Below are 21,747 nucleotides of genomic sequence, written 5' to 3' on the forward strand. Positions count from 1 at the left end.
TGTTACGGGTGGCGTTGATGTTGATCGCCGCCTGCGTGGTGGTGCTGCAACCCTCCGCCGGGGCTCAGGTCGGGGTCATGGTGGTCGCAGGCGTGGCTGGCCTGCTGTTGTTCAAGCCCGAGAGCAGTGCCGAGCCCGACGCCCTGCCCATCGCCATCAGCCGCCGCGCCGGAGCCCTGTGGTTGATGCTGTTTTTGTTGTTGCTGGTGGGTTTGCCACTCCTCGCCACATGGGCGCTCAACCCCACACTGGCGCTGGTGGACGCCTTCTACCGCACCGGTGCGCTGGTATTCGGCGGCGGCCACGTGGTGCTGCCGTTGCTGCAAGCCGAAGTGGTGCCCAGCCAATGGGTCAGCAACGATGTGTTCCTTGCTGGCTACGGCGCCACCCAGGCCGTGCCCGGCCCGCTGTTCACCTTCGCCGCCTTCCTCGGCGCCTCCATGACCCACGCCCCGAGCGGTTGGCTTGGCGGGGTGATCGCGCTGCTGGCGATCTTCGCCCCGTCGTTCCTGCTGATCTTCGGCGCCTTGCCCTTCTGGGCCAACCTGCGCAGGAGCCCGCGCACCCAGGCCGCGCTCGTCGGGGTGAACGCGGCAGTGGTTGGCCTGTTATTGGCGGCGCTGTACCAGCCGGTGTGGACCAGCGCGATTTTCAACGGCTACGACCTCGCCCTGGCGTTGCTGGCACTGGTCGCGTTGATGGTGTGGAAACTGCCGCCATGGCTGGTAGTGATAAGTTGCGGCCTACTCGGCACGTTACTGTAGAAGCGAGCTTGCTCGCGAAAAACTCACAGGCGCCGCGTTTAATCTGAAGGCACGCGTTATCGTTAACGATTTTCGCGAGCAAGCTCGCTCCTACAGCATTGGGGCTCAGCCCGGCTCGACTATCTTGAGCCACGGCCAACGCGCCTGATAACTCCTGGCCTTGTGCAAAAACAGCTCCGGCTCCGGATGCAAAGGGTTGATACGCAACACCCCCTGCTCCACATCTTCCAATCCATAAGGCGCATACACCTCACCGCAAGCGATATCCAGCGCAATGCACGTGCCCGCCACCAGGTAACGGTTAACGCCCTGCCGAGCCGAATGCAACTGCGGGTAAGGCCGGCCAAACCGCTGACCATACCAAAGGTGCACCCGCGCCTGATTCCTGACCTCCACATTCACCCCCAGGTCTTGGAACAGCCCCTGCGCCGCACGAATTACCGCGTCTTCCGCCTCGTAGGACAGGTCCTCGTCAAAGTAAAAAACGTCGTAGTCCTTCACGCCCTGAGCCGCCGGCAGATTCGCCTGATGGTTCCACACGGCCTGGAACAAACAGCCCGCCGTGAGCATGCACTGCTGCACACCAAGATCCGGCAAGCGCGCGGTGAGTTGCGCATTGATAGGGTTGGCCATGGCCAATTCGAGCAGGGTGTCGACCGTCAATGTCATGTTCAGTCCTCCATAATCTGGCGCAACAATACCACCCCAACATGTCACTTCTGTAGGCGCGGGCTTTAACACCGAAACGAATCAGGAGTTTGACGAAATCACCTCGCGCCCTGCGTACAACTCAACGCGAAGCCGAACAAATGAAACCAACATGAAGAATGCCCCCACTTGCTTGTAAAGCAACTTTACGCAGCACTACCCTTACACGCCTTATCTCAGCTGCCCCCGCTGAAATTGATCAGGACACCGGCTAAATGGAGTTCGCCCCTTGCACGCTCCCAAAGGTGCGTATCGCGATACCTGCAACGCCTTCTCACGCCAAAAGTATGAAGGCCGAGAGCGCTGCATAAATGTGTCTAACTTTAACGCCGAGCATCTAAACCCACACCGTTGATGACACCGGCGTAGTGCCGTCATCGTTTTCGGCGCAGATAGAGCGTAAAGGTCAATTCAAGGAGAATGACAGTGAAGTGGATGGATGATGTGCTGGACACGATCGACAATGCCCGAACCGAAGCTGAATTGTTGGCTCGGATCGTCAGCACGGCAAAACACCTGGGGTTCGACTATTGCGCATATGGAATCCGAATCCCTATCCCCGTCACCCGCCCTAAAATCGTGATGAGCAATAATTTTTTGCCTTCATGGCGACAACGCTACGCCCACTGCAAATACATCGCCGTGGACCCGACGGTACAGCACTGCACGAAATCGACGATACCGATTGTCTGGGACGAGCAAATGACCCGGCAAAACCCGCAGATGTGGGAAGAAGCCCGCGGCGCCGGGTTGGCCCATGGTTGGGCGCAATCCTGCCTGGACGGCCGCGGCAGCGGCGGCATGCTGACACTGGCGCGCTCCAATGACCCTATTACGGCCCAAGAGCTTGCCGCCAATCAAAAATACATGCGGTTTTTGGTGCACGTCGCTCATCAGGGGTTCTTGCGCGTGCTGACGCCGCACTGGCAGTTACCGCAGGAAAAAACCCTGTCGCAGCGTGAATGTGAAGTGCTCAAGTGGGCAGCCGACGGCAAGACCGCCCACGAGATCGGTTTGATCCTCTCGCTATCGCGGGAAACCATCAAATTTCACCTGCGCAATGCAGGCTCGAAACTGGGCGTGCATAACTGCACCGCTACCGTCGTGCGCGCCACTTCACTGGGCTTGCTCGTCTGACACATACCTGATTGGCGCACCCCTGATGCGTTAATGTCGCTCAGTGTGAACAACAACAATAATACGCGCACCCTCACGACACACCTGCCCAAAAGAGCAGTACCTAAGTGCTCGATTATTCTGCCGAATGGCCCCTCGTTTTTTTGCCGAGGGTTCCTCATGTATATAACCACGGGTACGCGCCTGACATTACCGACCGAACTGTGGCAGGCCCTGTTGCTGTATCGCTATCGCGTATTTGTCGAAAAACTTGGGTGGCATCTGGACTGTGCGGTCGGTGAGGAACTGGATCAATTTGACCGCGACGACACGGTGTACGTAATCGCCCGTCAAGGCCCGCACATCGTCGGTGTGGCGCGGCTGCTGCCCACGCACAAGCCCTATCTGCTCAAGGAAGTGTTCCCCCAGGTGCTGGGTGGCCAGGCACTCCCTCATTCTGCGCACATCTGGGAAATCTCCCGGTTTGCCGCCGTCGACCTGCAACAACAGACCTTCACGGGCCACTCCCTGTCATCGCCCAACGCCGTGGCGCTGCTGCATGAAGTGCTCAAGGTCGCCGCTTGCCACAAGGTTCGCCAATTGATCACGGTATCGCCGCCGGGAATTACCCGCTTGTTGCGCAACGCGGGTTTCGACGCTCATTGCGAGGGCAAGCTGACCGTGATCGACGGGCACAAGATCATGGCCAACTGGATCAGTGTGCCGCCCTGCCTGGCTGATCGAGAAGTGGCCTGAAGCAGCGCAAATGGCCTGCCGCTGCGGGCAAGTCGGCCGAGCCGACTCCCCAAAAGGTTAGGTTACAACCTCAGGCGCCTGCTCTTAAATAACGCTGCATCGGCATTCCAACCGACTATAAATGGGACACACGATCTACATGAAAAAAGTCATTGTCATTTCTGGCCATCCTGATCTTTCGGTTTCCCGCGTCAATACCGCGATCATGGGCGAGATCAGCCAGCGTGGCGTCAAGGTCCATAGTCTGGCCAGCGCGGTGACGCCCACCGGGTTCGATATGGGTGCAGAGCAGGCATTGCTCAATGCCCATGACCGCATCGTGTTGCTGTTTCCGTTGTACTGGTATTCCTGCCCGGCAATCATGAAACAGTGGATCGATGAAGTCTTCACCCCCGGCTATGCCTACGCACGCGGCGGCGACAAGCTCAAAGACAAGGAATTCATGATCATCACCACGGTGGGTGCGCCCTCCACCGGCTACCGCGCTGGCGGGTTCAACCGTTACACCCTGGATGAATTGCTCAGGCCTTTGCAGCAGACGGTGGCGTACGTCAAAGGCATCTACCTGCCTGTAGTCGGGATTTACGAATCGGTGTTCATCGATGACGAATCAATCGACGTCACTGCTCGGAATGTCGCCGCACAAGTGATTGAGGACCAGGCCAGCGCCGACCAACTCTACGAGAACATGCTGTTGCAGGCCGAGCAGGCACAAATCGCGCTGCTGCAATAAGGTGCCCTCACGCATGAAGACGTCAAATAACCAGATCCCACCGTGCGCCAGCCTGGTGGCCGCGCGCAACGAGCTGGGTTTTCTGCACTCTGCCAGCGCACTCATCGACACCCAAGCCACACCACTGGAACTGTACTGCCAGATGACCGCCGCGACGCCCGCCTGGCTCAAAGGCGCGTTCAGGTTGCGCGACAGCATCTCACAGCATTTTCACGTCGAGCGGATCGGCGGGTTCTCGGGTGTCACCCCCCAGTGCGCCCCGGGGGTCGGCGAAAAGCTCGATTTCTTTACCATCGAAGCCATCAGCGCACAGAAGCTGGTACTGACCTCACGCGATACCCACCTGGCGGTCATGGTCTCGATCGATACACCTCTCACGCAACCGCGTTGCCTGCATATCACCACCTCCGTCAAGACCTTCAACACGTTCGGCCGCCTGTACATGCTGCCGGTGGCGCCGGTGCATGGGCTCATCATCAAGCGTTTGCTGTCCCGTCTCCCCCTACATTCCCCAACTCGCTCACTTGGAGATCGCAACTCATGAACAGCGCAGACTCAATTGACCCTCATCTGTTGCACAAAGACACACCCAGGGATGTATTGATCGGTCGACCCAGGCTGATTCTGCCCAGCTTTCTCAATGCTTCGATCGGCGCCGACCTACTGGCTGGCAACCCCCAGGATCAGGACCTGTTCAAACAGCTGTACCGTGCCCAAGACGGCCGGTATGTGCTGCGCCATCTGCCCCTGACCCTCAGTGCGGAACAGGCCGGCACTCTCTCCACCTTCGAGATCCGCCTGGCTGACTTTTATACCGAGTGCGACGACCACTTCATCCTCACGGCTGAATTCATCCCCCACCAGGCCCAACGCTACCTGGCCCAGCATTTTCAAGGCGGTGATGCCCACATACCGCCCGACCAGGTAATGCGCATGATCGAATGCCTTGAGTCGCTCGCGCAGTGGGACAAGGCCAGGCAGGGCTCTTACCTGTTGATCAACGACACCAAGAATTACTACTTCTACAACAAACAGCACGAACATGTACCGGGCCTGATGTTGATCGAAGTGGCCAGGCAAGCCATGTACCACTACGTCTACAACTACTTGGGCCATCAGCGCGGTGCGGTTTCCATTTCCATCGAAGACTTGCGCATTTCCTTCAACGCCTACACCGAATCGGCTTACGAGGTCGAAGTCGTGGTGCAACAGACCCACGGCCTGAAGCGATCGCAACCCAAGTCCATCGACAAGTGCGCAAACTTCTATCAGAACGGCCGGCTGGTATCGCGTCTCTGGCTGCAAGGCGCAGTGATCAAATTACCGCTGTTCAAACGCATGCGTTCGTTGAACTACCCTCAGGATCACTGGTTCACCCCTTCCGATCGCTTGCCCAAGAACATCCTCGTGCATCACGCCGACAGTGCGCTGCAAGCCAGGCTGAGCCTGCTCTCGGTACTGGGCGTGCTGGTGACTCACCAGGCCGAAGGCATCAATTGGAGCACGGTCACGACCGTATCGCTGTATATCGAACGGGGCGGCTTCCTCAGCCTGCCCGTTGCTTCGACTTGCTCCACCGGCGAACCCGACCAGCGCGTGCTGGTGTTCGACAAGCTGTCCAAGAGCCAGGCCAGCGAACTGCGTGAAACGATCAAGTGCCACTGCTTCTTTGCCGGGCAGATGCAATGGAACGCTGGCTCTTCAACTGACCCTCTGGCCCCCGAGCAAATCGTGGCATGAGGATCCTGCGCCCATGAGCTATGAGTTATCACAACGCCCACTGATGATCGGTCAGGGCGTTTCGCTGAAAAACCGCGTGTACTTCGCGCCGATGGGCATCGACCTGGCCACCTCGGACGGTTCTCTGTCCGAGGAAATGCTCAGTTTCTATCACCATGTGATCGACGGTGGCTGCGCCATGGTGGTGCTGGGTAACTCCTCCATAGCGCCCTCCACGCGCCTGCATGCGCGTGGCCTGTGCCTGCACAGCCATGCCAACGTGGAAAAGCTCGCGCCGCTGGTGGAGTACGGTCGCCAGCGGGACTGTCCAGTGGTGGTGCAACTTCAGCATTACGGCGCCCAAGGTGGCACACAGATCAGCGGCCAACCGCTGCTTTGCCCGAGCCGCAGTGCGTTATCCGGCAGCCGTGGTGCCGAGGCATTGGAGATGAGTGTCGAGGACATCGACGTCGTTTGCGATCAGTTTGCTCAAGCGGCTCTGCGTGCCAGACAGGCCGGCGCCAGGATGGTCCAGCTTCAGGCCTCCAATGGCTACCTGCTGAGCAGTTTTCTATCGCCCTGGACCAACCATCGCCATGACGCTTACGGCGGCAGCCCGCTCAAGCGAGCGCGGTTTCTGTTGGAAGTCATCGACCGCATTCACAGGGTTACCGCAGGAGAGCTGGATGTTTCCGTGCGCCTGGGCATTGATGATTGCGTAGGCGCCAACGGGCAGCAACCGGAACTGCTCCAGGATGTGGTGGCTGCCCTGGAAAACGCCGGGACCTCGGCAATCATGTGCTCGATCACCATCAAGGAAACCTTCCGCTACATGCTGTCTGCCCATCCGACGATTCAGCAACAGTTCGTCGAAGGGGTACGCCTGATCAAGTCATTCACCTCGCTGCCGGTCGGCTATGCCGGTTTCATTGGCTCCCTGCAGGAAGCAGAAAATCAACTGCGGCTGGGTCACTGTGACCTGATCGGTATGAGCCGAGCCCTCTTCGCCGATAACGACCTGATCAGCAAGTCGCTCGCCGGCCATGAAGACAAGGTTCAGCAATGCCGGTTTGACGGTAACTGCTTTCGGGACAAGAGCAACCCGCAACTCGACCGGGTGTATTGCTGCGTGAATGAGCACTACAAGCGTCCCGCTCACATCCACTACGGGAATCAATAACATGGAATTTCAAGACAAGAACATCGTCATTACCGGCGGTGCCAGCGGCATCGGCCTGGCGGTGGCAAAACAACTGGCCAAAGCGGGCGCACGCCTGTTCCTGATGAGCAGGAACCAGCAAAAGGCCGACGCCGCTCTAGAGATACTGGGGGCTTCGGCGCAGTTCATCTTTTGCGATGTGGCGTCGCACACCTCGGTCGCCGAGGCATTCGCTACGGTGGCTGGCGAGGTGGATCAGTTGCACTTTGCAATCAACAACGCAGGCATTACCGCCCCCTACGCGCCGATCGCGACCAGCGCACCGCAGGATTGGGACAGGGTCATCCACACCAACCTGAACGGCCCTTTTTACTGCCTGCAAAGAGAACTGGAAGTGATCAGCCGGTACCCCGATGGTGCGATCGTCAATGTGTCTTCGTGCGCGGGCGTGATGCCTATGGCCAATCAGGCCGCCTACGTCGCCAGCAAGACCGCGCTCAATGCCTTGACGCAGGTCGCCGCGATGGAGAATGCCTGCGACAGCGAATCCGGTTTTGCCGTACGCGTCAACGCCGTAGCGCCCGGGCCGACACTGGGCGGTATGAACTCTGCGGAACGGCTGGCGGCCCATCCGGAGAACACCCAGCGCAAGCGTGACGTGACCGCCATGAAACGCTTTGCCCACCCAGAGGAAATCGCCGACGCGATCGTGTTTTTGTTGAGCCGCAGATCCAGCTACATCACCGGCTCGGTGCTCAGTGCCGATGGCGGCTATCACATCGGCAAATTCTAGGGGCAATCATGGCTAGCATATTGATCACCGGTGTGAGCACCGGTATCGGCAACGCTCTGGCGCGTTATCACTTGGCCAGGGGCGACGAGGTGCTCGCGGTATCACGCAATCCTGCGGCCAACATCCCGTCACAGGAGCGCTTTCACTTCCTCAGGTGCGATTTGACCGATATCGACCGCGCCCCGGCAATCTTGCAGGCGTTGCTGTCGCGCTCCCCTGCTCCGGTAGACACCGTCTACCTGAATGCGGGTCGGTTCGGCAGCCCTCCACAACTGGCCACGCAAACCTCGATGCAGGAGTTCAACAGCGTCCTGGCACTTAACCTGGGCGCGGTAAAAATGGTCCTGGATATCCTGTTGAGTACGACGCAGCCTCCCAGCACCGTGGTGTTTTCATCATCGATTTCGGCCGTGCGCCAACGTGCCGGGATGCTCTCATATTCGGTTTCCAAGGCGGCGTTGAACGCTCTGGCAAAGATCTATCACCTGGAAAACCCACACACATTCTTTGCCGTGCTGGGGCTCTGCAACGTCCAGACGGCGGTGGCGAAGACCATCATGGCGGCGGATGAACGCTTCAGTGATCTTGTCGCACTCCGCCAACGGGCGGCAGTGCCCGGCTACATCGTCGACGCAGAATCCCGCGCTGCGCATATCGTTCAGGTCTTGGCCGAGCGCCATCATCTTGGACTGAAATCGGGTGAGTTCCAGGAAATCCGCGACTTGTTGACCCAGCCACTCCAGGAGGAGACCCGCAATGACCCAATCCACCCATGAAAAAATCGTACGTGTCGGCGCTGCATACGACATTCTCGCGATGGCTCCCTTCGCCTTGCCGATCGTGTCCGTCTGGGCCTATGCACTGATCCAATGGGTTGATCTGCAACTGGGCTTCGACAGCCACTTCTCGGCGCTCGACCCCACCGCCATGTTCCTGCTCAACATCGGCGCCTGGGCATACCTCGTGTGGGGCGTTGTACGTTGGCGAGCCCCTACCCGCGAACATGCCCGTCTCAGCGCTCTGCTACGCGTGATTGTAGTGGTAGTGCAGGTAGTGGCCGTCAGCAGTGGCGCTTCACCTTTCCTGCTGGTGCTGGGTGCCGTTCAATTGTTGCTGGCGATGCTGGAGTTTTCGCATAGGTTATTCGAGCGCAACGCTGCCCCATCCAGCCGAGAAGAGGCACGCACTTACTGATGCCGCCGGGGGCCAACCTGGCGCTTGATTAAGGTCCCGCCTTTGTCTTCTCGACATCGCCCGAACCGTCCACCCACTGAGCGTTCCTGCTTACCCCTAGCTTTTTCGGGGGGTTCAAGCGCGACGGCTAACAACCCCACAATGCCGCGGTAGTGTGGGGTTGTTCTCTGTCGGCAAGTTGGCTTTGGATGATGTTGGACGCGTGGTTACCGTGCGGTTGCCGGCAGCTCCTGGCACCACTTGATAGAACGCAGCGCTTCCTCGGCAGGCACAAGCGCGTAGCGCGAGTAAAACATTGTTCCGCTGAAACGACGGCCGTCGACTTCACCCAAGGTCTGCCCATCCTTGTAGTCAGAAGTGCTGAGTTGATCGGCGATGTAATACACCTTGCCATTCTCGACGGTGATATCGAAACGCTGGTTAACCATACCGCTGATGATCGGTGGCGAGGTGGAGGCAACGCTGTGCTTGCCGGCGGGAATGCCGGCCTTGAAAAAACTACCGGAAGGCAAGCTGCCGATAGTGCGGCCATCGACCTGAATAGTCGGGGCGACCCCGCCACCGATGCTCGCCGCCGTGCGATAAAAGTAAACCGTCGCCTCATCCGCACGAGGTTCAGCCGGTGACGTGAAGAACGGTTGGCCTTTGAGGTCCGGACCGCTGATGCAACCGGTCAGTGAGACCATGCCTGCGAACAGGCTGGCCCAGAGTAGCGTAGAGCGCTTCATGTATGAATTCCTTGAACGTGGATCAATGGGCGTCGGGGTCGATGACTGTCACCGGTACCAGCTTCAAATCGTGCACAGCCCTTTACCGAAGTCAGTGGCATCAGAACTCGGCCAAGGCGCAAAACCACTCTTCGGCGTCAGATTCACGATGTTCCGGTCCTTGAGCATCGGGTACTTGCGCTTGAGCGCCTGCACCGTGTCATCGGCATTGTTCACGTTGGACAGGCAAAAGCGCAGGGCATCGACGCGCAGATCACCGATATAGAGAGTTTCCCCGGCCTTCACCGAGAAAACCGCAGGCACCGGCCGCGGCATCGACTTACCCGCGTAATACACGTAATGCCACTGCGTGTACTCATACTCACCAGGCGGCACTTCATACATGAAGTAATGGCCCAGCAAATGGAGTGACGGCTGATCATCTTCATTGCCCAACGTCGTCAGCCGTAATGCGGTGCCGGGTGCTCCCTGTTGGTCGATTTCAACCACCAGCCCATGGGGCTGCGTCAGATAGCTCTCACCAATCGAACCGACGATGATCGCCTTACTCGGGTCCGGTGCGTGCTTGCCGTCGTAGCGTGACGTAGCGCAGCCGGACAAAAGGGTCGCGCAAAGTGCGACCGCGGCCCAGACAAGATGTTTACTGCTGACTTTCCCTAGCATTGGTTTTTTTCCGATCAGTAATCTTGCAGTTCGTAGAACCCAGCGAGCGAACCAAACGTTCGCACATCTGTTGCTTCGTTGCTGGCTCGTCGGCCTCTATTGTCCAGCTACCCGCACCTTGATAACAACCCACTCCTGTAGGAGCGAGCTTGCTCGCGAAAAACCCAAACGATAACGCAGCGCTTGAAGGCAAAATCCGATTCCCCTTCCGCGCCTTGCGCCATTGTGCCGGCATGTGCCCTGGGGTGGCCGCCCCTAAGGTGGCTCGGGCGCTGAATTGTTCAGTGATCGGGTTTAGTAGCCTGAGGGTTTGTCCACACCATGTGCACGAGCGTCATCGACCAGCAGCTATCGGTCGACTGACTGGAGTGGGACGGTTACGCTGAAGTTGCTTTCAGTCTCAATTCAGTTAGTTACGGTAGGCAGCAAACGATACAGAGCGCTTTACACAGTCTCGACCAGCACAAGACGCTCATTAGCACTCAAGGCAAAATATCGATTTGTGTCGTTTCAAGGAAGGCAAGAGTGTCCATCATTAAAATGAAATCACGGGCCGATTGTCGGCTCATCTCCATGCTGCTGTTATTGGCAGGTTCAGTGCCCCTCTCTAGTTGCCATCGGTTGACACCCGAGCAGCGAGTGAATGCCTGGGTTGATAGCGGTGGTAAGTCCGCTCCAACTTATCTCACCTCAGAAGAAATCAAGCGCATAGAAGAGAGGCGTTACGGCAGGGTTTTAGGCACTACCTTGGCTCAAAATGTGTTCTGGGCGAATGGCGAGGGACTGCGAGGCAGCGTGAAGCTACGTATGAAGCTTGATCGACAGGGCGACGTATTGCGCTGCGAGGCGCAGCCAATGGACGCTGGAAGTCCACCAGGCTTTACGAATGTCGTCACGGATGTGTGCTGGAGCAGTATCTGGGAGAGCGTTCCGGAAGGACTTCAGAATCCAGTTGATGGCACCTTTGAGGTCACCGTGCCTTTGATAGCTTCTGGTAATACCTCACCCATTTCTGATTACGAACGCAGACACCAGAGGGCTGCTGTTGAAAGCCGTTTTTTCTGGGACAACGTGGTGGCCAAGCAATCAATAAATGCGTTCGGCCAAGCACGCTTTGAATTCACTGCCAACGCAAAGGGCCAAGTCGCACGTTGCGATGTGACGTTGAAAAAAAACTATCTGCGCCCTGAACATTTCCACCCGGATCCGGCGTTACAAAAGGCACTTGCAACTGAATGCTTGCAACTCGATCTGCAACAAATGTCAGGGTTTCGTGTAAAGGAAGATGGAGTAGCCCACCGCGTCGTTTTTGTGGAGTACTTGCCTTGGAAAAAACAGGTGGGGAGATATTCAGAGTAAGGCCCGCACTTTATGCGCGATCCTGCTTATCCATACCTTTAGTCGGATATTTCTGGAGGTTCAAGCGCAACGGCTAGCCTTCAGCCTAGCGTAAGGGATAACGCTGAACTATCGGTCCATGAAGGGCCAGTACGACTCGTCGTCCCGACGCTTTATCTGCTGAGGAGACGATAATGAAAATAACCTTGAAACGGTTGGCGTGCCTGGGTGCGAGCTTCACCAGCGTGCTCGCCATGGCCGATGCGGCCAGCCCGCCGCCGCTGTCACCTGCGATTCCCTTCGACGTCACCGCCAATGCCCCCTTCACCCTGGACAATCTGCAACACGATTTCGACGTGCTGTCGTGGCAGACCTTCGTCGCGCTGAACTGGCCCGCCAACGCCGACGGCAGCGCCAATACCTCGGCGCAGATCGGTGCGCCGGGGCAGACGGTGTGGGAGTCGTGGAAGGAGAGCTACGAGATTTTCCTGCCCCAAGGCCAGAAGCCTGTCGCCTGGAACCAGAAGGCGCCGCTACCCCCGGCCTGCCAAGGCAAGGGTGACCTGCCCGTGCTGCAGCAGATGGGTAAGGTTGCTGGTGTGCTCGACGAGACCATCCAGCCGTTCAAGACCGGCCCACTGGTGGACCAGAACGGCACTTACACGCGCAACGCGATCATGGTCAACCAGCCGATGTTCGACGACATCGTTAATAAGGGTCTCTACAGCAAGGAAGGCCAACAGGCTTTCTTCACCAAGGCCGACAACCGCATCGCCTTCTCCTGCGGCTCGCAGCAAGACAAGCATGTCGGCGCGATCATGGTCAAATCGGCCTGGAAGGTGCTCGGCGGCAACGACAACCCACAGGAATTCCATGCCATCAATGCCCTGGTCTATACCCCCGGCAACGCCGACACGAACAAGGGCGCGGTGATCCCCGAATCGTGCAACGTGCAGAAGGTCGGGCTGGTCGGCCTGCACATCGTGCACAAGACCAAAGATGCGCCGCAGTGGGTGTGGTCAAGCTTCGAGCACGTGCGCAACGTACCGGAAAAGACCACCCCCATGAACGAGCGCAAGGGCCCCTACCTGTTCTACAACGCCCAGGCCAGCGACCGCCCGGTGAACGAGCCGCCCGCGCAGCCGTGGGACCCGTCGAAGAAAGCCACACCCTCGCAGATCGTGCGGGAAATTCCGCTCACCGCCGCAACCCACCAGCTCAACGCGCAATGGCAAGGCGCGCTCAAGGGTACGGTGTGGGCCAACTACCAACTGATCAGCACCCAATGGCCAACCGCCCCCGCCGATGACTGCCAGGTGCCGTCGCCAACCAACCCGCTGGGCACGCCTGCGCCGAACTTCCTGGCCAACGCCACGCTGGAAACCTACAACCAGGGCACTACGCCGCAGGCTTCATCCAGTTGCATGGAATGCCACAACAACGCGACCACCCGGGTGACCCAGTCACCGCGCACCAGCTTCGCCGATTTCACCTTTCTGCTTGAACGTGCCCAATCCACCGGTGCCAAGGAGTGATGCCATGAACGACCCGAACCTGCAAGACTTCATCGACCTGTCTGCCGAGCTCACTGGCCTGTCAGCCAAGCTGCTGGCGCCTGCCGTCGACCCGATCAACCTGCCTCCGGTGTTCTTCGACACCGCCCAGCAAGGCATGGGCACCGAAGCGTTCAGCAAACTGCTGAACCTGTACGTCCCTATCAAAGGCCAACCCCATGAGCAGATCGCCAGCGCCATACTCGGCAGTTCGGACCCGCAGATCGCCAAAGGCGCCCGCTCGATCATGAAGCTGTGGCTGCTTGGCAGCTGGTACCAGCCTTATGACCAGGGCACCGCCAAAGAGCATGACATCCGCGTAGTCTCCGACCAGGCTTACAAGGAAAGCTGGGCGTGGAAAATCGCCCAATCCCACCCCATGGGCTACAGCGAGTACCACTTCGGCTACTGGGCCGAGCAGCCACCGACCCTCAAGCAATTCACCGGTGTCGACGCCAAGGAAGGGCAGCAGCCATGAGCACTCTAAACACCCAGAACATCGAAACCGCCGACGTGATCGTCGTGGGCGCCGGCATGGCCGGCAGCGTCATGGCCTACCAGCTGGGCCTGGCCGGCTTGAAAGTGCTGGTGCTCGAGTCGGGCCCGGCGATACCGCCTAACCGCAGCGAGTATCTGGAGCGTTTCTACACCGCCGTGCTCAAGGCGCCCGAGTCGCCCTACCCACCGGAGCAGACCGAGCAGACCCCGGCCAAACAGTTCGCCCCGCGAGCGACCATCCAGGATTTGATCACCGCCGGCAGCGACGACAAGGACAAGGTGCAGAAGAGCTACCTGGTACAGAACGGGCCGCGACTGTTCGCCAGCACCTACGAGCGGGTGGGCGGCGGTACCATGTGGCACTGGATGGGCACGGCCCTGCGCCTGTTGCCCAACGACTTTCGTATGCAGACCAAGTACAAGGTCGGGGTCGACTGGCCGATCAGCTACGACGACCTGCAAACCGCCTACTGCCGCGCCGAGGAAGAGATGTGCGTGTCCGCCGATGTGGCGTCGCAGAGCTACCTGGGCGTGACCTTCCCCCATGGCTACCAATACAGCATGCACGGCATTCCTCCATCGTTGGTCGACCAGGGCGTGGGCAAGGCCATCAATGGCACGCAGTACCAGGGCTTCACCCTCAACGTGCGGCAAACGCCAGCCGGGCGTAACTCGCAGAACGACAACGGCCGCCGGGTATGCGCCGGCAACACCAGCTGCACGCCGATCTGCCCGATCCAGGCCAAATACGACGCCACCGTGACCATGGCCAAGGCGCTGGATACCGGCAACGTGCGTATTCTTTACCAGTGTGTGGCGAGCAAGGTGCAGGTCGATGCCAATGGGGTCACGGGTATCGATTTCATCCAGTACCAGAACAACGGCACGCAACAGAACGGCACGGCCCAGGGCAAGCGCTACGTGATCGCCGCCCACGCGATCGAAACGCCCAAGCTGCTGCTCAACTCCATCGGCCCGCACAGCCTAAAAGGGGTCGCCAACAGCAGCGGCCAGGTCGGCAAGTCGTTGGCCGACCACCCGGTGTACCTGGCCTGGGGCCTGATGCCTGAAGGCAAGCCGTTGTTCCCGTTCCGTGGGCCACTGTCCACCTCGGGGATCGAAGACATGCGCGATGGCCCGTTCCGCAGCGAGCGTGCCGCGTGGCGTATCGAGATCGGCAACGAGGGCTGGAATTGGTCGGCGAATGATCCGTACGCCACGGTCTGCGATTTCATCGACGCCGACAACAATGGCGGCGCCAACCCCGAGAAAAAGGCGTTGTCCGGCGTGGCGCTGGTGCGGCAGCTCAACAGCGTGCTGACCCGTCAGTTCCGTCTGGCCTTCTTGATCGAGCAGGTGGAGGAAGACCCTGAGCATGCGCAGTGCCGGGTGGAGAGTAGCAAGCATTTCACCGACGGCTTGGGCCTGCCTCGGCCAGAGATCGCCTACGAACTGTCCGACTACACCAAGGAGGGCTTCAAGCAGGCGCGCCTGGCCGCCACGCATATCATCACCAAACTGATGGGCGCCACCGAGCTGACCGACCTGAAGCCCAAGCTCAAGCCCGGCTCGCAAACCGTGTTCGAGTACGACGGTCAGAACTACGCCTTCTACGGCGCTGGCCACCTGATGGGTACCTACCGCATGGGCTCGGACCGCAGATATTCGGTGGTGGACAAGGACCAGCGCAGTTGGGACCACCCCAACCTGTTCCTGGTCGGCGACGGCGTGTTCCCCTCCACCGGCACCGCCAACCCGACCTTGACCATCACCGCGCTGACCTTCCAGGCCGCCGACGTGGTCGCCAGCGACCTGCTCAAGCGTACCGTGCAGGTGCAGGCCAGAGCCCCCTGGCAGGGCACCGGCGTGCAGATCAACGGACAGAGCTGGCAACTGGCGGTGTGCACCGGTGGGCAGTGGACGGCCAACCCGGGCACCGGCATGGTTGGTGCGGCGGGCCACCCAGGCCTGACCGCCAAGCCCGGCTATACCTTGCCCGGTCAAGCGGAAGGCGCATTGATCGGGCGTATCGGCACCAGCGGCGCGCCGTTCCTGGTGGGCAACCAGGCGCAATTGCCGCGTGGCCAGCAGGGGGAGTTGCAGTTGTGCATCAATGACGACCTGGCCGGGCGTTACGGGGCTGGCCTGGGCGATAACCAGGGCAGTCTGTCAGTGGAGGTACGTTTCGGGTCGGTGTAGGCGTTGTCATAGCAACCCCACAGTGCTGCGGTGATGCTGCAGTGCTGTGGGGTTGCTCTCCCAATCCCGTCACTTACAAGCTATCGGCCACGCCCAACGCAGTGAGCCATTGCCATTGCAGCCATCGCCTCAAAAACCGCCAAGCCGCATGATATGAGTCGCCTGAGCCTCATCTGTCCGCTTGAAGCCACAGCGCTCATAAAAGGCGCTTCCTTCAACCGTATCCGTGAAAAGACGCACGACCTGAAACCTGAGAGCGGCGCGTTCAACAAGTGCCTTTACCAGCATCTGTCCGACGCGTTGCCCCCTTGACGAAGGTGCGATGTACACCCGTCGCAGTCTGGCCACATTATTGTCAGCATAGGGATCAACTGAAAGACCGCCGATGCCTATCAATTGCTGATTCAAATAGGCCGCCATCAGACACTCGCCGGGTGCATCAAAGCGGTTTGCCCCGGAGTGCCATTCGTTAATCAGACGAGTGAGGAACCTGAAACCCTCGCCAACGGCTTCCTTTTCCAGCGCCAGTATCTGGCGCGGAAGGTGGGTGATCCGTTGAACCTCATATCGTTTCATCCATCCCTGCCTCCAATATGAAACTCGTTCAATGCTAACAATTTCGTTTGAGGTGACGAACACGCCTGTAGGAGCGAGCTTGCTCGCGAAAACCCCAAACGATAACGCAGCGCCTGAAGGCAAAATCCGATTCCCCTGCTGCACCTTGCTCCATTGCCTACGCCTGCGTCAGAATCCGCCGGCTTGTGCGCTGAGGTGGCCGTCTCTAAGGTGGCTCGGTCGCTGAATTGTTCAGTGATCGGGTTTAGTAGCCTGAATTTGGGTATCTATAAGTGCATGAGCGTCACCAATCAGACAGTGCGTCTGTGCTCGATGGTGGCTGTGCGTAGGGCGTCTTCGGGCGCGCCGGCTTTAGATATCCACCGGTCTACTAACCTGCGTACAGCTGCCACCCACTGTTTAGTAGCGGAAAGGTGGTGGCATCACTCAGGATGTCTACTCATGTCAAAAGCAGATTCAACAACGCTCTTCACCGTCGCCCCCAACGCCAGCAACGAAACCCTCATCACCAACAGCTACGAAACCTTCACCAGCGTCAGCACCCTGCTGTTCGACCTGTCCGAAGACCTCAACGGCAAACACCGCGACATCGCCCTAGCCATCCACCAACTGAGCGAACTGGGCGTACTCCTCACCGCCAGACTCCTTGACCGCGAAGCGCCCTGCCCTGGCTGATGATCAGCTCTTCAACTCATTAGACCGATGACTCGCCGAGTCGTTGTAAGCCACATACAACGACTCGGCGATTTGGTGCTTGATGGCTTCGGTGGATTCAGCCGCGGCACAAAGCCCTCTGCGATGACGAGGGCGACGACTGCTTTCGGCCAAAAGCAGACACTCAAATCGTCTACTAAACTGGGACGATGCAAAACCTGCACGCCCTAATGGAAAACGGCCACTGGCTTGATGTATTTCGGAGATACAGCTTGCTATAGATTTCAAAAATCAGCGGAGGATTTTCGTGCATCTTCACTCGTATCGTCTCAGAAATTTTCGACGTTTAAAGGATGCTCATATTGAGCTGGCTGACGATATTTCAATATTCGTAGGATCGAATAACAGCGGCAAAACGTCGGCAACTCAGGCAATCCATGCATTCGTGACGGGTGGTAGGGACCGTTTCAGCCTCTATGATTTCAGCTCCTCATGCTGGAAGAGTTTCGATGAAGCTGGAAATATCGACTTAGCCGGCGCACTACCTCGGGGGTTCTCGCTTCCAAGTATAGATCTTGATCTTTGGTTCGAGGTTGCAGCGCCAGACCTCTATCTAGTGATTCCCTTGCTCCCTAGTACTGCGTGGGAAGGAACCAAAGTTGGTATACGAGTTTCCCTGACTGCTAGAAGCCCCATCAACCTCATTCAAAACTTCCAAGAAGCTAAGGCCAAAGGTGCTGCGCAGACAGCGGAACTGCCGCCCGAGTCGCAATATATTCCTTGGCCGCGTTCTATGACGGATTATCTCCAGCGTGAGCTCAAGAGCGAATACGAGCTGCGCTACTTCATCTTGGATCGCTCGCAATTTGATGAGAGCTTCCGCGAGGTCGGCGATTATGTTCCAGATGAACTAGGTGGAGAGCCAGGCGGCGGAACGATTCTAAAGTCTCTTATTCATATCGACAATCTGGGTGCTCAACGACACCTTGCTGATCCTAATCCGGAAGCTGGCGCAAGATCAGAAGACCTGTCAAAACGTCTGAGCCGTTTTTACAAGCGCAACCTTAATCAGAGGCAGGACGATCACATAGCCTTAAAAGCGCTGTTCGACTCTGAGCAAGCGCTCAACATTCACTTGGATGGAGTTTTCAAGCCGACGCTTGATCGGCTCGCCAAGCTTGGCTATCCGGGCGTCAATAACCCGCGACTGAAGATAATGTCAGCGCTAGACCCCGCGCACGTCATGAGCCAGGACGCACGGGTTCACTACCAGATAGGAGATGGCGAAGACACGGCCACCCTTCCTGATAGCTATAACGGGCTTGGGTTCAAGAATTTGATCTACATGGTTGTGGAGATTCTCGACTCCCAAGCTAGGTGGGCGACAATGGACAGTCGCCCTCCATTGCACCTACTTTTTGTGGAGGAACCAGAGGCCCATCTACACGCCCAACTCCAACAGGTATTCATACGCAATATTCTTGAACTTCTGAATATAGAGGGCGATGACGGAAGCATTTTTGGCAGTCAAATGGTCATCACGACCCACTCCCCGCACATCCTTTACGAGCGAGGCTTCAAGCCGATCCGCTACTTCCGACGCAAGAAAGTTGGCAAGGAACAGTTGACGGAAGTACTTAATCTATCGGCGTTTTACCAAACCCAGCCGGATGATCGTGATTTTCTAGAACGATATCTTAAACTGACACACTGTGATCTATTTTTCTCAGATGCAGCAATTCTGGTTGAAGGCAATGTTGAGAGATTGCTCCTTCCTGTCATGATCCGGAAGAGCGCAAAAACTCTCCGCTCAGCTTGTCTATGCATCTTGGAGGTGGGCGGTGCCTTTGGGCACCGCTTCCAGTCGCTCATCGAGTTTCTCGGTCTGACAACTCTGATCATCACCGATATTGATAGTGTTGCCCTCGTAGCACAGGCGGCTGACGATGCCGTGGATGACGAGGAAGTCGAAGAGTTTGAGGTTCCAGCAGACGCGGAAGACGATGCAGCAGGGCAGGCTCTGGACAATGCGCAAGATCCAGTCCAAGAGCCTATAGTCCCAGCGACTAAGAAGAAATATGGGAGAGCTTGTTTGCCCAGTGAACCGGACGCTGCAACTTCGAATCAAACACTCATTAAATGGCTTCCGGGGAAGCTCACAATCGAAGACTTGCGTAACGCATCGGAAGCGGACAAAACTCACGTGCTCGAAGACGATGCGAAGGTTCGCGTGGCCTATCAGACTGAACGGGCTATCACTTGGAACGGGGCCACCGAAACCCTCTGCGGGCGTACGCTAGAAGAAGACTTCGGCCTCGAAAACCCGGACTGGTCCCAGTCCATAGCGAGGAAGCCTTTAGGTCTGATTGTGAAGGGCGAAGCCGCTGGTCCTGCTGCTCTTGCCAAAGGCCTCCATCAGAAGGTTTCGCGGAAGAGTTTCGATAAAACGAAGTTCGCGCTCGCCGTTCTCACTGAAGACGAGAAAGCGTGGGATGTGCCGACTTACATCCGTGATGGGCTTGTCTGGCTGAAAGACGAAATACGGATCGAACTCGAGGCCGTGCTGCCTGACGCCATTCTCATCGCCGAAGAAGATGGTGCGATAGGAGGCGAGCATGAGTAGCCGGGCGAACAAGCCGGACACCCAGGCCGACATCGACCTGCGGAACTGCCTTGGGAATGTTCCACCGCGTAGCTTCATCATGAAGGCCGGTGCTGGTTCCGGAAAAACCACGTCGCTAATTAAGGGCCTGTCATCGGTCATCCAAATGCACGGCGATAAGCTGAAGAAAACTCGTCAGCGCGTTGCCTGCATTACCTACACCGAGATTGCGGCCGGAGAGATTTGGAGGGATGTCGGCAGTGACCCCCTAGTTCACGTCTCGACGATCCACAGCTTCATGTGGCTGTTGGCAAAGCCTTTTCAGAACGACATTCGCGTCTGGGTGTCGGGGCGCATCGTGGAAAAAATAGAGGCCCTTGAAGAAAAGCGGGCAACCTATGGCCCTAGGGTTCAACAGCGCACGAAGGATAAGGACACCCGAGATTTGGAACGCCTCCATCGGCAGTCGGGGCGGATCGCGGCAGTCAAAGGATTCCGATACGGTACAGGTAGCAATTACGCGAAGGGTATTTTGGGACATGACGACATTCTGAAACTCGTCCCCTATCTCATTGCCGAACGCCCCCTCTTCCGAACCCTTCTCGCGCGCCAGTTTCCGTTCGTATTTGTGGACGAGAGCCAAGACACGACCACAGAGGTTGTGGAATCTCTGAAGACCGTCGAGCGCGAACCCGGAGTCACATTTTGTCTTGGATTCTTTGGCGATCCGATGCAAAGAATCTACGCTACGGGGACTGGACAGGTTGAAGCAGAACCTACTTGGGCCGACATTCCGAAACCTGAAAATTTCCGGTGCTCAACTAAGGTTCTGAATCTCGCGAATGCCATCCGTCGTGACGGTGATGACCTCGTTCAAATCCCTGGAAACCGGCTAGGTCCTGAGGGCATCGTTCAAACCCCTGAAGGTTCGGCGCACCTTTTCATTTTGCCTGCAGACGAAACACGCGACGCGAATTTGATTCGAGTACGCGAATGGATGGCGGCACATACCGGTGATGATCATTGGCGACCAAGTGATGACGACCAAGCGTGGGTAAAGCTTCTCGTCATTGTTCATCAGATGGCTGCAAGGCGCTTAGGATTTGGAACTCTCTACGCTGCGCTCAACTCCAAAGCTCCCTCAGCGTTCAAAGATGGCTTTTTAGACGGATCTGCATGGCCTATTTCGCCGTGTGTAAAGTTTTTGATCCCGATCGCTATCGCTCATACCAATGGTCGACAGCTTGAGGTAATGCGATTGATCCGAGACTATTCACTTCTTCTTGATAAAGAGTCCCTTTTCGAGGTGAGTGTGGAGAAGCGCCTTAAAATACTCGGTGAACTTGTTGCTTCGATCGCAGCAGGCATAGCAGGGAATTCGGGTGCAACGATCGGCGACCTTTTGAAACAAGTACATGCCTCTGAGCTACTGATCCTCGACCCTAGGTTGGTATCGTATTTGGACCCAAGTGCAGTTGTGCCTGTTCAGCCCGAGCCCGAAGTAGGAGAGGACGATGACGACGACGTTCAAGAAGACGATGAGTCCGAAAAGGAAATGGTTTCCATGGATGCTTTTCTAGCGTGTCCCGCAAGCCAGCTTTTGCCTTACCATACCTACATCTCGGAACGCTCACCTTTTTGGACTCAGCAAGGCATAAAAGGTGCTGAGTTCGACAGGGTACTTGTGGTCTTAGATGACGCTGAAAGTAGCCACTTCCAATTCTCCTATGAAAAATACTTAGGCCTTAAAGAACTATCAGATAACGACAAAAAACATATAGATGCGGGTGAAGAAACAACAGTGGATAGAACGCGCCGTCTTTTTTATGTGAGCTGCACAAGGGCGCTTAAAGACTTGGCTGTAGTACTTTTCACGGTTGATCCTGAGCAGGCAGAGGCTCACATACGTCAGCTTGATCTTTTTGAAGATGAGGCGATCCACACTGGAGCAGTTTTCGAGGCAGCATAAGCGATTCTCGCTCGGAAGATCGGTC

At 57.5% G+C, this 21,747-nt stretch carries 21 protein-coding genes; 17 read left to right on the forward strand and 4 right to left on the reverse strand.

Features of this window, described 5'->3' with window-relative positions:
• Positions 1-764, forward strand: a 764-nt coding sequence (locus tag GIW79_RS23495) for a chromate transporter (RefSeq protein ID WP_236477419.1), incomplete at its 5' end; no start/stop codon positions are given.
• A 105-nt stretch (positions 765-869) separates the two neighbouring features.
• On the opposite strand, the gene GIW79_RS23500 is transcribed toward GIW79_RS23495, so the two are convergent.
• Positions 870-1,433, reverse strand: coding sequence for a nucleotidyltransferase family protein (locus GIW79_RS23500; protein ID WP_236453758.1), 564 nt, complete (start codon positions 1,431-1,433; stop codon positions 870-872).
• A 474-nt stretch (positions 1,434-1,907) separates the two neighbouring features.
• Here GIW79_RS23500 and GIW79_RS23505 point away from each other — a divergent pair, with 474 nt between their 5' ends.
• From GIW79_RS23505 to GIW79_RS23545, 9 genes are all read left to right on the forward strand, one after another.
• A complete protein-coding gene (locus GIW79_RS23505; RefSeq protein WP_230960017.1) occupies positions 1,908-2,609 on the forward strand; it encodes a LuxR family transcriptional regulator in 702 nt (233 codons plus the stop codon).
• A 159-nt stretch (positions 2,610-2,768) separates the two neighbouring features.
• Positions 2,769-3,344, forward strand: a complete 576-nt coding sequence (locus tag GIW79_RS23510) for an acyl-homoserine-lactone synthase (RefSeq protein ID WP_034126215.1) — start codon at positions 2,769-2,771, stop codon at positions 3,342-3,344.
• Positions 3,345-3,483: 139 nt separating this feature from the next.
• Entirely contained in the window at positions 3,484-4,077 is a 594-nt protein-coding gene (locus tag GIW79_RS23515) for an NAD(P)H-dependent oxidoreductase (RefSeq protein WP_198862980.1), read from the forward strand.
• 13 nt (positions 4,078-4,090) lie between these two features.
• Positions 4,091-4,621 carry a DUF2867 domain-containing protein gene (locus GIW79_RS23520; protein WP_034126214.1) on the forward strand — a complete coding sequence of 177 codons (531 nt, stop codon included), beginning with the start codon at positions 4,091-4,093 and terminating at the stop codon, positions 4,619-4,621.
• Positions 4,618-5,817, forward strand: coding sequence for an AfsA-related hotdog domain-containing protein (locus GIW79_RS23525; RefSeq protein ID WP_236453755.1), 1,200 nt, complete (start codon positions 4,618-4,620; stop codon positions 5,815-5,817). The genes GIW79_RS23520 and GIW79_RS23525 overlap by 4 nt, the downstream gene beginning before the upstream one ends.
• Before the next feature lie 13 nt (positions 5,818-5,830).
• Positions 5,831-6,976: an oxidoreductase gene (locus GIW79_RS23530; RefSeq protein ID WP_197901062.1), complete on the forward strand. Its 1,146-nt coding sequence runs from the start codon at positions 5,831-5,833 to the stop codon at positions 6,974-6,976.
• A gap of 1 nt (position 6,977) precedes the next feature.
• Entirely contained in the window at positions 6,978-7,748 is a 771-nt protein-coding gene (locus GIW79_RS23535) for an SDR family NAD(P)-dependent oxidoreductase (RefSeq protein WP_236453753.1), read from the forward strand.
• Between the two features lie 8 nt (positions 7,749-7,756).
• The gene (locus GIW79_RS23540) at positions 7,757-8,524 is read left to right on the forward strand and encodes an SDR family NAD(P)-dependent oxidoreductase (RefSeq protein ID WP_198790786.1); all 768 of its coding nucleotides are present in this window, start codon (positions 7,757-7,759) and stop codon (positions 8,522-8,524) included.
• Positions 8,505-8,942 (forward strand): hypothetical protein, encoded by a 438-nt coding sequence (locus tag GIW79_RS23545; RefSeq protein WP_236453750.1) that lies wholly within the window; start codon positions 8,505-8,507, stop codon positions 8,940-8,942. The genes GIW79_RS23540 and GIW79_RS23545 overlap by 20 nt, the downstream gene beginning before the upstream one ends.
• A gap of 206 nt (positions 8,943-9,148) precedes the next feature.
• Here GIW79_RS23545 and GIW79_RS23550 read toward each other — a convergent pair whose 3' ends face one another.
• Positions 9,149-9,670: a DUF2846 domain-containing protein gene (locus GIW79_RS23550; RefSeq protein WP_034126210.1), complete on the reverse strand. Its 522-nt coding sequence runs from the start codon at positions 9,668-9,670 to the stop codon at positions 9,149-9,151.
• Positions 9,671-9,733: 63 nt separating this feature from the next.
• Positions 9,734-10,333, reverse strand: a complete 600-nt coding sequence (locus tag GIW79_RS23555; RefSeq protein ID WP_236453747.1) for a hypothetical protein — start codon at positions 10,331-10,333, stop codon at positions 9,734-9,736.
• Positions 10,334-10,858: 525 nt separating this feature from the next.
• Between GIW79_RS23555 and GIW79_RS23560 the strand changes: the two genes are divergently transcribed.
• From GIW79_RS23560 to GIW79_RS23575, 4 genes are all read left to right on the forward strand, one after another.
• Complete coding sequence (locus GIW79_RS23560) at positions 10,859-11,692, forward strand: hypothetical protein (protein WP_236453744.1); 834 nt, start codon at positions 10,859-10,861, stop codon at positions 11,690-11,692.
• A 173-nt stretch (positions 11,693-11,865) separates the two neighbouring features.
• Positions 11,866-13,206 (forward strand): cytochrome C, encoded by a 1,341-nt coding sequence (locus tag GIW79_RS23565; RefSeq protein ID WP_198790790.1) that lies wholly within the window; start codon positions 11,866-11,868, stop codon positions 13,204-13,206.
• Between the two features lie 4 nt (positions 13,207-13,210).
• Positions 13,211-13,702, forward strand: coding sequence for a sorbitol dehydrogenase (locus tag GIW79_RS23570; protein WP_054898595.1), 492 nt, complete (start codon positions 13,211-13,213; stop codon positions 13,700-13,702).
• Positions 13,699-15,921 carry a GMC oxidoreductase gene (locus GIW79_RS23575; protein WP_236453741.1) on the forward strand — a complete coding sequence of 741 codons (2,223 nt, stop codon included), beginning with the start codon at positions 13,699-13,701 and terminating at the stop codon, positions 15,919-15,921. Before GIW79_RS23570 ends, GIW79_RS23575 begins: the two co-directional genes overlap by 4 nt.
• Positions 15,922-16,050: 129 nt before the next feature.
• Here GIW79_RS23575 and GIW79_RS23580 read toward each other — a convergent pair whose 3' ends face one another.
• The gene (locus GIW79_RS23580; RefSeq protein WP_089042012.1) at positions 16,051-16,497 is read right to left on the reverse strand and encodes a GNAT family N-acetyltransferase; all 447 of its coding nucleotides are present in this window, start codon (positions 16,495-16,497) and stop codon (positions 16,051-16,053) included.
• A 441-nt stretch (positions 16,498-16,938) separates the two neighbouring features.
• Here GIW79_RS23580 and GIW79_RS23585 point away from each other — a divergent pair, with 441 nt between their 5' ends.
• The 3 genes from GIW79_RS23585 (at position 16,939) to GIW79_RS23595 (ending at position 21,722) form a co-directional block, all read left to right on the forward strand.
• Complete coding sequence (locus tag GIW79_RS23585; protein ID WP_236453737.1) at positions 16,939-17,172, forward strand: DUF6124 family protein; 234 nt, start codon at positions 16,939-16,941, stop codon at positions 17,170-17,172.
• A gap of 286 nt (positions 17,173-17,458) precedes the next feature.
• Positions 17,459-19,774, forward strand: coding sequence for an ATP-dependent nuclease (locus tag GIW79_RS23590; protein ID WP_236453735.1), 2,316 nt, complete (start codon positions 17,459-17,461; stop codon positions 19,772-19,774).
• The gene (locus GIW79_RS23595) at positions 19,767-21,722 is read left to right on the forward strand and encodes a UvrD-helicase domain-containing protein (protein WP_236453731.1); all 1,956 of its coding nucleotides are present in this window, start codon (positions 19,767-19,769) and stop codon (positions 21,720-21,722) included. Before GIW79_RS23590 ends, GIW79_RS23595 begins: the two co-directional genes overlap by 8 nt.
• Positions 21,723-21,747 lie beyond the last annotated feature (25 nt).

The sequence above is a fragment of the Pseudomonas sp. PA-7-1E genome, assembly GCF_021605325.1.
Lineage (GTDB): Bacteria > Pseudomonadota > Gammaproteobacteria > Pseudomonadales > Pseudomonadaceae > Aquipseudomonas > Aquipseudomonas fluorescens_BV.

Excerpts from the sequence above, each read along its gene's own strand:
- GIW79_RS23500 (WP_236453758.1), bottom strand. The coding sequence starts at position 1,433 with ATGACATTGACGGTCGACACCCTGCTCGAATTGGCCATGGCCAACCCT.
- GIW79_RS23505 (WP_230960017.1), top strand. The coding sequence starts at position 1,908 with ATGGATGATGTGCTGGACACGATCGACAATGCCCGAACCGAAGCTGAA.
- GIW79_RS23510 (WP_034126215.1), top strand. The coding sequence starts at position 2,769 with ATGTATATAACCACGGGTACGCGCCTGACATTACCGACCGAACTGTGG.
- GIW79_RS23515 (WP_198862980.1), top strand. The coding sequence starts at position 3,484 with ATGAAAAAAGTCATTGTCATTTCTGGCCATCCTGATCTTTCGGTTTCC.
- GIW79_RS23520 (WP_034126214.1), top strand. The coding sequence starts at position 4,091 with ATGAAGACGTCAAATAACCAGATCCCACCGTGCGCCAGCCTGGTGGCC.
- GIW79_RS23525 (WP_236453755.1), top strand. The coding sequence starts at position 4,618 with ATGAACAGCGCAGACTCAATTGACCCTCATCTGTTGCACAAAGACACA.
- GIW79_RS23530 (WP_197901062.1), top strand. The coding sequence starts at position 5,831 with ATGAGCTATGAGTTATCACAACGCCCACTGATGATCGGTCAGGGCGTT.
- GIW79_RS23535 (WP_236453753.1), top strand. The coding sequence starts at position 6,978 with ATGGAATTTCAAGACAAGAACATCGTCATTACCGGCGGTGCCAGCGGC.
- GIW79_RS23540 (WP_198790786.1), top strand. The coding sequence starts at position 7,757 with ATGGCTAGCATATTGATCACCGGTGTGAGCACCGGTATCGGCAACGCT.
- GIW79_RS23545 (WP_236453750.1), top strand. The coding sequence starts at position 8,505 with ATGACCCAATCCACCCATGAAAAAATCGTACGTGTCGGCGCTGCATAC.
- GIW79_RS23550 (WP_034126210.1), bottom strand. The coding sequence starts at position 9,670 with ATGAAGCGCTCTACGCTACTCTGGGCCAGCCTGTTCGCAGGCATGGTC.
- GIW79_RS23555 (WP_236453747.1), bottom strand. The coding sequence starts at position 10,333 with ATGCTAGGGAAAGTCAGCAGTAAACATCTTGTCTGGGCCGCGGTCGCA.
- GIW79_RS23565 (WP_198790790.1), top strand. The coding sequence starts at position 11,866 with ATGAAAATAACCTTGAAACGGTTGGCGTGCCTGGGTGCGAGCTTCACC.
- GIW79_RS23570 (WP_054898595.1), top strand. The coding sequence starts at position 13,211 with ATGAACGACCCGAACCTGCAAGACTTCATCGACCTGTCTGCCGAGCTC.
- GIW79_RS23575 (WP_236453741.1), top strand. The coding sequence starts at position 13,699 with ATGAGCACTCTAAACACCCAGAACATCGAAACCGCCGACGTGATCGTC.
- GIW79_RS23580 (WP_089042012.1), bottom strand. The coding sequence starts at position 16,497 with ATGAAACGATATGAGGTTCAACGGATCACCCACCTTCCGCGCCAGATA.
- GIW79_RS23585 (WP_236453737.1), top strand. The coding sequence starts at position 16,939 with ATGTCAAAAGCAGATTCAACAACGCTCTTCACCGTCGCCCCCAACGCC.
- GIW79_RS23595 (WP_236453731.1), top strand. The coding sequence starts at position 19,767 with ATGAGTAGCCGGGCGAACAAGCCGGACACCCAGGCCGACATCGACCTG.